This window comes from Geodermatophilus sp. SYSU D00700 (genome assembly GCF_054050255.1).
This window is the reverse complement of the sequence record NZ_JBJGZA010000019.1, coordinates 73121-82322: the sequence shown is the minus strand read 5'-3', so window position 1 is coordinate 82322 and position 9202 is coordinate 73121. Positions and strand designations below refer to the sequence as shown.

Sequence of the window (9202 nt, the reverse complement as noted above, 5' to 3'; positions counted from 1 at the left end):
CGTGCCGGATTTATGATGGCGCGGGCACCGCTGCCTGCCTGGGGCCCGTCGATCGCCGGTTTCCGCCCAACAAACCCCCCCCCCCCCCCCCGATGACTCACTTACCGGTCGCCCCAGTCATCCGAACCGGCGAAGCGCAAGCCGACGCTGCGGCCGTGGCCAACTCGCGGTGAACCCTGCCGCGCCTCCACCCAGCGAATCCAGGTGTGCGTGCCCACGGGGGCTGGGCGAAGACGTCGCCTGCGAGGGCCAACCGCGCACGCAGGCAGGAACGGCGGCCCGCACCTGACGGTCGACTGAACACCCGGTGGGCGCGGTCTTGAGACGCCGGCCGCGAGGGATGCCGATGACCGGGGCAGGTAGCCGCCTGACCGGCCGTCTACTCGGCGACGGGGTCGCGCAGGCCGACGACATCATGCCGCCAGAAGATGTCCGGGTACACCAGGGTGCCGGTCATCCATGGCTCGTGAGCGGCAAGCCGAACGGCCTGGAACGCCGCCTCCGGAATGCGCAGTGACGGCCGTCGAAAGCCGAGCTCTGCTGCCGCGGTGAACCCCAGTGGTCCGTAGTAGGCCGGGCTGCCCTCGAGGAAGACGATCGGAACACCTCGGCCGTCGAGCAGCCTGACGGCTTCACGGACAAGGGCGGCGCCGATGCCCTGCCCCTGCCGCTCGGGCAGTACGGCTAGCGGGCTCAGCGTCTGCACCTCGACGAGCCGACGAGGCGCGTCGAGCAGGGACGGGCTGCAGAGGACGTGGCCGATTTGGGTTTCGTGGTCCTCGGCGACGAGCGAGACCGCGGCAGAAGGACGCAGATCCTGGAGGAAGTTCGCCACGACGGCGCCTCGATCACCGAAGGCGGTCCGGTGCAGCTGCCCTACCGCGGCCTCGTCCCCGGGCCCCTCCGGGCGCAGTCGCACGGAGTCGAATGGCTGAGGTGTCATGCTGGCGCATTCTTGCAACCGCGCTCCAGGCTGTCGCTCGTTGTTCGACTTTCCGGCGACGCGTGGCGTCGACTGTCAGGCCGGGCGGTGAGCTGGGGGCTCTCCAACGAGCACGCGCGTTGGCGGGGATGGGTGCAGGACGTTGATGTCGCCCTACCGAGAGCGTCAGGTACCGCGAAAACCGCCACCTGGCCGCACGTGGCCGCGCTATCGTTTCACTATGCTTCGTCGACGTGTACCGGCACGACAGCATGCCGGTACATTAGGCCGGGCCGCCTTGCCGGGGATCAGGCTTCACGCACGCGCTCAGATCCCCCCGGTCTCCGGGCTGCCGTGAGTGCACGTCCGCGACGTGTCAACCGAATCGCTCCGCAGTGTCCGCGACTCGTGCACGTACCGAGATTGTCCCCGTTCGGCCGGCGCACGCCGTCCCGGACGGCGGCCGCGGTCCCGTACACGAGGTCACCGTGCGCAGTGGCCGCCATCCCGAGCAAGTCACGCGCCCGCGTCTGGCGGATGCCATGCACTCCCGCCCGAGCCCCGGTCAGCGGATGTGACGTCGCCCTTCCTACCCCCAGGACAGAACAGGCCAGGTGCATGACGAAGATCGTGGTTGTGGGAGCCGGGATTGTCGGCGCCGCGGTGGCGTATGAGTCGGCACGGGCGGGAGGTGAGGTGCTCCTGCTCGACAAGTCGCTGCCCGGCATGGGAGTGACCGGGGACTCCTTCGCGTGGATCGGCGGCCCACGTGGCGGAGACACGCCGGATCCCAGTACGCCCTTGCGTCGTCGGGTCCTGGCTGAGTACCGACGACTCGAGGACGAGGTACCAGGTGTCCGGCTGCGTTGGCGAGGCTGTGTGACCTGGGATGATGAGGACCCGGCGGATGACATCCAGCTCGGCCCCGGCGAGCGACTCCTGGATGCTGAGCAAGTCGGGCGATTGGAGCCGCACTTGCAGGAGCGGCCAACCCGGGCACTGCACCTGGCGAACGATGCAGCCATCGACCCAGTCGCGGTCACGCAGGCGCTGGTACGTGCGGCTCAGCGCCATGGCGCCCAGCTAGCGGCCAATCGCTCCGTCAGCGCCCTCGTCCGGCACGACGGTCGGGTCCGAGGAGTGCAGACGTCCTCGGGGTTCGTGCCCGCCGACATGGTCGTCGTCACAGCCGGGGTGGACGCGCCAGCACTGTGTGCACCACTCGGGTTCGACCTGCCCGTCATGCCCTCCCCGGCCTTGTTGATGCGCTTCACCGCTCCGCCGGGTCTAGTGCGCACGCTCGTCGCTACTCCGGATCTGGAGGTCCGCGAAGGCGCCGACGGTCTGCTGCTGGTCGCCGCCGACTATGCCGGCGAGGTCGGCCAGGACGACCTGCAGCGAGCCGGCGAGGAGATGCTTCGCCGCCTCACCTCGGCCTTCGGCGCCCAAGGGGCGCAGCTCCTGAGCGTCCGGCTAGGGGCGCGACCAATGCCGGCGGACGGGCTGCCCATCATCGGCCCTCTTCCGGGCATCGACGGGAGCTACGTCGCCGTGATGCACTCCGGCATCACCTTGGCCGCGGCCGCTGGGCGGCTCATCGCCTCGGAGATCATTGACGGCGTCGAGGCGGTTGAGTTCATGGAGCTGCGGCCTGCTCGGTTCGCCTCAGTCGCCGGGCGCTGACCTGCAGCCCCACCTAGATCGCGACGCGCCGCGGCGGTCCCCGCTTCTGTCGCCTCACGGCTCTGGCCATGGTGCCCTCCGGCGCTGCTGCTCAGTGCGCCATCGGCAACCCGCGCCCGCGACACGTCGACCCCGTAGACGCCGAATGCGTCTGGCTTGCCCTGTCGCATCAGGCGCACCGGGAGACGCGACCTCGGCGGAAGGCGGACGTGGCAGCACCGCGTATCTGCACGAGGCTGCGCTTGCTCGGAGCTCCTCGCGCGGTCGCGCGGGCACGGTGGCGCAGCTCTGCACCAGTGAACCCGCCGCACGGCCTCCGGCGTGGCGGGCACATCACGACCCGCTGACTGGGTGCATCCCCGGTCGCCGACCGGAAACCCATGCCGCTTCGGCGATGCTGTGATCGATATCCAGGTGGATCACCACACGAGGTGGAGAACCCTCACCTTCCAGCGGAGTCCACGGCGTCGTCGGCTGCCCGGACGCTCTCATCACCTGCACGAAGGTGGTGTCGATACGCCAGCCGTGCGCGAGTCGTCGTGCCCGTCGGCTATGAGCCGGACGCGGCTGGACGACGTCATGAGTCGCCTCGTCCAGCGCTCGAAGGACTGGCTGCCAGGCTCTCGGGTGGATCGCCAAGAGCTCAAGCGCGGCCTCGGCCCACTGTGGGTCGCTGCGCTGAAGAAGGTGAACGAGGCTGTCAGCGATCAACGGAGGAAGCTGCGAAGCCGGACGGTGAGCATCGATGCCCAGCCCCGCAGCGTTGAAGTACCAGTTAATGGCCTCGCTGTCGGACTCGAGAACGAGGTCAGGGGTCGGTTCGGGATGAGCGCCGGCTCGGTCGCTCAGCCAGGCGGCGAGAGCGTCGGTCTCCATGAAGACGATCGGACGTCCGGCGGCTGTTGTTCGTTGGCGGGCCGAGGCGTAGGCGAGGAACTCGGCGGGGCTGGCCAGGAGTTCGGTGACAGCCATGAGGTCGAGTAGCGGAACGGCCCACGCGTCTGCTGGGACGCGTCGGTCCGCTGCGCCGGTCGTGCCGCTGGCGGGATCGGCCACCGTGGCCCCCGGGTGGTGGGTGCTGCTGGCGCCGTGCGCAAGGCCGGCAAGGCTGGAGGAGAAGGGGTCGACGCGATCGAGGCTGACGAGCAGCTTGATGACCTGCTCGGTTCCGGTGATCGGTATGGGTTTGCGCTTGCGCTGACTGCGCCAGCGCCCTGGATGACTGGCTATGGCCAGCGCCGCTCGGTCGAGCTGCCCCAGCGGTTTGACGACGAGTTCCTCGATCTTCCGGCGGACTCGATCGGGTCGTCCTGCCCGAGCAGGACCGGTCAGGCGGACTCCCTTTGCCTCGACGAGGATGACGGCACCAGGCAGGGTGACGAGTACATCGACCTCACCTCCGGTGGCGTCGTCCTCGAAGGTCGAGTTCAGGTGCACGCGGCTGGCGGGCAGTACGGCGGCTAGCGCGTCGGCGGTCAGCATCTCCGTTCGGCTCTGTCGTGACCTGTCGAACCGGGCGCGGAAAGACGCATCGCTGCCGAGCGCGGCGTCGTACCACGACAGAGTGGCGTCGAGGAAGTCATCGGGCCTGGACCAGACCTGTCGTCCGTCGTCCAGGCCGATGATCGGCCGCCACAACACTGAGTCGGTCGATGCTTCATCCGAGGAACCGCGGGTGCCAAGCGGCGTCGTGAGGGTGGCAACAACGGCAGCGATATCGGCGTGGTCAACGGGCAGACGGGTCGACACGATGGCTGAGATGTCTTCCACGGCCGGAGACATCTCCTCGATGAACTGCGGGAGCAGATGCTCGAAGGTGGCCAGGCGGTCGCGTGTCAGCCTGCCCCGTCTGGCGCGGGGTGCCAACACCCGATCGAAGGCGATCCGTTCCCGCTCATTGACGACGCGCTGATACGCATCCACCACGTCGAAGACGAGCAGTGGATCGAAACCGAAGGTCTTGATGGTGTCCCGCTGCAACGGCTCCAGGATGGCCCGGTATGCGGCTCGTAGATGTTGCCGATAGCCACCCATGCGGTCGGAGACGAACTCGCTCCGCAGAAGCAGTCGGGTAAGGCTCTCCGGCGTTCCCGGCGAGCCGGGCGCGGCCTCATCCGCGAAGAGGACCAGGTGCCGAGCGTTTGCGATCTCTCGCAGCAACTGGTCCGCCAGCATCACGTCTCGATACGTGACCAGTTGACCGAACCGGGAGAGCGTGTCCTCGGCAGGCCTGGCCACGATACGGGCTGCGAGGTACTCCAGACTTGCGTCGCTGCCGTAGTAGAGGCCGCTCGGCAAGGTGACCCGACGCCACCGGTCCATCGCGCTTATTTTTCGGTAGAGATCGACGCAATCACCTCGTGCAAGGACAGTATCGAGTTCATCGACCAGCCGAGGCAGTTGCTGTTGCGCTTGAGCAACTGACGCCTCCGTCTCTCGCGCGTAGCCGTCGACATCCACATCGTTCAGGAACTCAAGGGCGGAGCGCCCGCGCATCGCCTGCAGCCCAAGGCCGTCCATCGGCGGGTGGACAAGATAGCTCCGCGGATCCGATGAAGCGGCTTTGTCCCGAATGTGCGTGCCCGTGCGGTGGCGGCCCCGCTTTCCCATGGCCGGCAGTATGGCTGGGTCCCACGGCAAGGCGCGGTGGAACCACGCGCGTGTCTCACCTCCCCGACGGCTAGACCGTGTTGGCCTTCCGGGCCACCGGCCCGACGGTTTCCCGCTCGGTGCTTGAGACAGGGGCGGGCGCCTGAGTTGCTCGCGGCCACGGGCGATCAGGCTGTCCGTTGGGTCGCTTCCGTGAGCGTCGCTGCGTGCAGCTCCGGGTCGGTCCGGACCCAGCCATACCTGTCCCAACACGTGACGACCACACCCAATGCTGGAACCGGGCGGAAAAGCCGGCGAAGCCAATCCGCCTCCTGGCAGGGACGCCGTCCTCACGCAGCGCGCCCAAGACGAAGGGGGTGTGGTCCCGGCAGCATCCCGCGTCTCTGTCCTGGCTGGGCCTCAGGAGGACTCAGATGGTTCGGCGCGAGGATCGGCTGCAGCCAGCGGCTGTGGACCTCGTTGCGGCGGTCCTGCGGCAGCTCCGTTGGCTCGGGACAGTAATGCCCTGATGACTTTGATGTCGAACGCGGCCGGACTGGTTGCGAAGGGATTGCCGCACAGTTCACGGAGCGGCGGCGAGTGACAGCCGGAATCGGAGTAGGAGTTGGGCCGTACTTGCCGATTCGCTGATCTCACCGACTTACCGCATGCGCGCGAGCAGTCAATAGCGGTGTACGTCGACCGCTTGGCCGAGAGGTGTGCGGCGGGCTTGGCGGCGGGCCGGATGGCCAGGAGAGGTCAAGCCTGGGCCGACGTCGTGGTATCCGAGTGCGCGAGAGGAACCCCAGGCCGGGCGGGGGCTCGTCGCGCTTGTTGGCAATGTCGGTGATCAGCCCATCGTTGCTGCGCGCGGCGTTCGACGTCAGGCCCAGTCCGCCCACCGAGCGGCGACTGTCGCTTGCACCGTCCGACTGCTGTCGAGCGCGAGGGCGATGCACGGGCACCGGCATGATCCGCGCACGACTGTGCAACCGGATGGCGGCTGCGCGCCTATGGCTACCCGGGAGTCAGACCGGCCTGTAGGGCAGCCGCGACTCGACCGCTGACAAGTGCAGCGTGCCGCGGTCGAAGACGCGCAAAACCGAAGACGATGCCGGCGTCGTGCCGGCTGTGCTGATAGCGGCTGAGTGGCGTGGCCCAGACGTCGTTCTCCGCGAGCCGCTGGTGCACACGGGTTTCGGTGACCTGGTCGGGCAGCCGGACCAGCAGATGGAGGCCGGCTGCCACACCTGGTATGTCGAGTGTGGCCGAAGCTGCACGGAGGCCGGTGAGCAGTCCATCTCGTCGTACCTGATAGTGCCGGCGCATCCGACGCAGATGCCGGTCGTACTCACCGCCTGCGATGAAGGTGGCCAAGGCATGTTGTTCGAGCGCGGAGCGGGTCGAGCCGGCGAAGGCGTCAGTGACCGGCTGTACGACGGAGAACGGAGCGGCCAGCCAGCCCAGCCGAAGGGCTGGGGACAGTGTCTTGCTGACGGACCCGAGGTAGATGACCCTGCTTGGATCGAGTCCTGCCAGCGCACCGATCGGCCGCCGGTCGTACCGGAACTCGGCGTCATAGTCGTCTTCGATGATGATCGCTTGCGTCTTCGCAGCCCACGCCAGTAGTTGGGCGCGACGGGATGCGGACAGGGTCACACCGGTCGGGAACTGGTGGGCTGGGGTCACGAGAACCGCATCCAGGTCCCCAGGTAACTGATCAACGATGAGACCCTCGCGGTCCACCGGCACCGGCACGATGCTGAGGCCCTCGGCAACGGCCGCGGCGCCCAGCGCTGGCCACCCCGGATCCTCAACCGCCACGCGACGGCTCCCCGCTGCCGCCAGCAAGCGGCTGAGGCGCCGCATCGCGTCCGCGGTTCCCGCGGTGATGACCAAAGTCCTCGGGTCCGCCGGAACACCTCGGACACGGTGCAGGTACTGGGCGACGGTCGCCCGCAGGTCGAGGACGCCTTGCGGGTCTGGGTACCCCAACTGCTCTGGCCCCAGGGTCCGCAGCACCGAGGCGTAGGCGCGGGACCAGGCCGCACGGGGGAAGGCGGCCGGGTCGGGCAGCCCCGGCCGGAGATCGACCGTGCCCAGCGGCAGAGCCTCGCCGGTGCCACCGGCGAGCGGCTCAGCGACAGTTGCGCCGACGGCCGTGGCGGCGACCCGCGTGGCCGAGCCGACGCGTGCGGCCAGATAGCCCTCCGCGACCAGTTGCTGGTACGCCTCCGTGACGACCCAGCGCGAGACTCCGAGGTCGGCGGCGAGGTTCCGCGACGCCGGCAGCGCATCCCCCGGCCTCAACCGGCCTTGCTGGATTGCGATGCGGATGCCCGCCGCCAGCCGTCGGTGCGCCGGCCCCGATCCGGACGGCTCGATGAGGGCGAACGAGGAGATGGGCAGGACCTTGTCCACGATCGGACCCTAGGCCGCCAGACCGTCTGGCCCAGGACCGCACAGCAAGCACGTCACGGGCCGACCAGTGCCCGATTGGTCTGGTATTTCTAATCGGGATTGGGCAGGGCGTGCTGACCGCCCTCCGCTCTAGCGTCAACGACCATGCAGACACGCTTTCTCGGCCGGACCGGACTGCAGGTCAGCGAGTTGTGCCTGGGCACGATGACCTTCGGTGCTGCCACCGACGAAGCCGCGGCCCATCGCATCCTGGACGCCTTCGCGGACGCCGGCGGCACCTTCATCGACACGGCCAACGCCTACAGCGAAGGACGATCGGAGGAGATCCTCGGACGCTGGCTCAAGACTCGGTCGCGCGATGACCTGGTGATCGCGACCAAGGTGTACGGCGAGGCCCGGCCCGGAGAGCCGACCCGTGGCACCGGTCGCAAGCACGTGCTCGCCGAAGTCGAGGCGAGCCTGCGCCGGTTGCAGACCGACTTCATCGACCTCTACCAGGCGCATCTGTTCGACGACGCCACCCCGTTCGAAGAGACTCTGTCGACGCTTGACTCGCTGGTCACGGCCGGCAAGGTGCGGTTCATCGGCGCCAGCAACTACACCGGCTGGCAGCTCCAGAAGTCGATCGACCTCGCCCGCCAGCACGGCTGGGAGCCCTTCGTGAGCCTGCAGCCGCTCTACAACCTGCTCGACCGCGACACCGAACTCGAACTGCTGCCCATCTGCCGCCACGAAGGCCTCGGCCTGATCGCCTGGAGCCCACTAGCTGGCGGGTGGCTGTCGGGCAAGTACCGCCGCGATCAGGACGGCCCCCCACCCGGCGTCCGTGTGGACGCCGAGCAGTGGGACCACCGCGGCACCGACCGCACCTGGCAAGTCGTCGATGCCCTCAGCGACGTCGCCGCCGACCTAGGCCGCACCCCGGCCCAGGTCGCCCTGCGGTGGATCCTGCAACAGCCCTCAGTGACGGGGCCCATCATCGGTGCCCGCACACAGGAGCAGCTTGACGACAACCTCGGCGCAACTGGCTGGGCCTTGGGCACCGATCACCTCACCCGGCTGACCGCCGCCAGCGAACAGGACCTGCCGTATCCCTACGGACTGCAGCGGCTACCTCAGTTCGTCCGTCGCCCAGCGTGACCTTCGGCCCGTCCGCTCGAAGAGCTCCCGTGCTGCTGTCCATCAGCCCCACGACGCCGGGCGCTCGCACGCCCGAGGCGCTTCGACGTCACCGAGGAGTCGTCCTCCACCCACCCAACGTAGCTCTGATGGGGACACTGTCCGTTTCCTCCTGGCAGGTCGTCTCATCTGTATCTCGCTCGCCGTCCCCGGGCACCATTCCGCTCAGCCGGATGATGCCGGTTCGCATCTCACACACGGGGAGACCCCAAGCGCGGCTCTGCAGCATTGGCTCAAGCGCTTCTCACAGCAGGTCTCGGACGGACGGGCGACCGCCCCGGGCCGCCACCCCGGGTCGACCCAACGTCCGCCGGCTGCTCGCTCTCTGCCGGAAGCGACGGCACGGCATTCCCCGGACACAGCTCCGACGATTCGGCCAGGCCAACGTGACGTGCGATGACGTGAGCG

The 9202-nt window shown here is 68.5% G+C and carries 5 protein-coding genes; 2 read left to right on the top strand and 3 right to left on the bottom strand.

All coding sequences use genetic code 11. The features are described from left to right. Window positions 1-379: 379 nt before the first annotated feature. The gene (locus tag ACI79V_RS15100) at window positions 380-943 is read right to left on the bottom strand and encodes a GNAT family N-acetyltransferase (RefSeq protein WP_456890475.1); all 564 of its coding nucleotides are present in this window, start codon (window positions 941-943) and stop codon (window positions 380-382) included. 597 nt (window positions 944-1540) lie between these two features. Here ACI79V_RS15100 and ACI79V_RS15095 point away from each other — a divergent pair. After that, the gene (locus ACI79V_RS15095; protein WP_456890474.1) at window positions 1541-2605 is read left to right on the top strand and encodes an NAD(P)/FAD-dependent oxidoreductase; all 1065 of its coding nucleotides are present in this window, start codon (window positions 1541-1543) and stop codon (window positions 2603-2605) included. 333 nt (window positions 2606-2938) lie between these two features. Here the strand turns inward: ACI79V_RS15095 and ACI79V_RS15090 are convergent, their stop codons facing one another. Both ACI79V_RS15090 and pdxR read right to left on the bottom strand, forming a co-directional pair. Beyond that, window positions 2939-5215: a nuclease-related domain-containing protein gene (locus ACI79V_RS15090; protein WP_456890473.1), complete on the bottom strand. Its 2277-nt coding sequence runs from the start codon at window positions 5213-5215 to the stop codon at window positions 2939-2941. A 996-nt stretch (window positions 5216-6211) separates the two neighbouring features. Then, window positions 6212-7615: a MocR-like pyridoxine biosynthesis transcription factor PdxR gene (gene pdxR, locus ACI79V_RS15085; RefSeq protein ID WP_456890472.1), complete on the bottom strand. Its 1404-nt coding sequence runs from the start codon at window positions 7613-7615 to the stop codon at window positions 6212-6214. 144 nt (window positions 7616-7759) lie between these two features. Between pdxR and ACI79V_RS15080 the strand changes: the two genes are divergently transcribed. Beyond that, window positions 7760-8755 carry an aldo/keto reductase gene (locus tag ACI79V_RS15080; RefSeq protein WP_456890471.1) on the top strand — a complete coding sequence of 332 codons (996 nt, stop codon included), beginning with the start codon at window positions 7760-7762 and terminating at the stop codon, window positions 8753-8755. Window positions 8756-9202 lie beyond the last annotated feature (447 nt).